This is a genomic window from Caldimonas tepidiphila (assembly GCF_003569765.1).
Taxonomy (GTDB): domain Bacteria; phylum Pseudomonadota; class Gammaproteobacteria; order Burkholderiales; family Burkholderiaceae_C; genus Caldimonas; species Caldimonas tepidiphila.
This window is the reverse complement of sequence record NZ_QXMG01000203.1, coordinates 1-579: the sequence shown is the minus strand read 5'-3', so window position 1 is coordinate 579 and position 579 is coordinate 1. Positions and strand designations below refer to the sequence as shown.

Below are 579 nucleotides of genomic sequence, written 5' to 3'. Positions count from 1 at the left end.
GGCGCTGTCAAGCCACGCCCCGCCCGGCGCCCTCGCTGCCATTTGTGCAACAAAGCCTCGGCAGCATGGCGATGCCATAGCGATTTTTCCACTTTTGAATGGTTGCTTCATCTATGTACAGATGGCGGCAGGGGCCCTCCTGGGGAGTGCTGAATTCAAGGTGGTTGTGCGCAATGCGGAATACGGTGAACGTGGAAAAGCAGAACGGCAACGTGTTCGCCTCATCCACGCCCATGCGGACAGTCACTCCCGATCCACCACGGTCCTTGAAGGATGGCAGAGCGGACAAACACCGTGTCGGGAGCGTTGATCAAGTACCCAGTTGAGAGTCCCGTGCTTGGATTCAATGCGCAGACAGAGCGCTCTCCTGCACGTAAAAGTACGCCTCTCTACGAATCGCTACTGCCAAGACGCCGAAGAGCCTTCTCGAGGAAGTCCACGAAGGCCTGGACCCGCGTGGCAAGCTGATGCCGCTGCGGATAGACCGCGAAGATATCGGCGTTCGGGGTCCGGTAGTTGGGGGAACTTCGATAAACCGGTTTTCAAGCGAGACGGGACTCAGCAGCGTGCTTGCAGACG

The 579-nt window shown here is 58.4% G+C and carries 1 protein-coding gene and 1 pseudogene; one reads left to right on the top strand and one right to left on the bottom strand.

The features are described from left to right. Positions 1-310 (top strand): hypothetical protein (locus D3A59_RS26050; protein WP_205665281.1); only part of this gene is annotated, 310 nt, incomplete at its 5' end. A gap of 79 nt (positions 311-389) precedes the next feature. Here the strand turns inward: D3A59_RS26050 and D3A59_RS26605 are convergent. After that, positions 390-521 (bottom strand): annotated as a pseudogene (locus D3A59_RS26605) (LysR family transcriptional regulator); the annotation flags it as partial. Between the last annotated feature and the right edge of the window lie 58 nt (positions 522-579).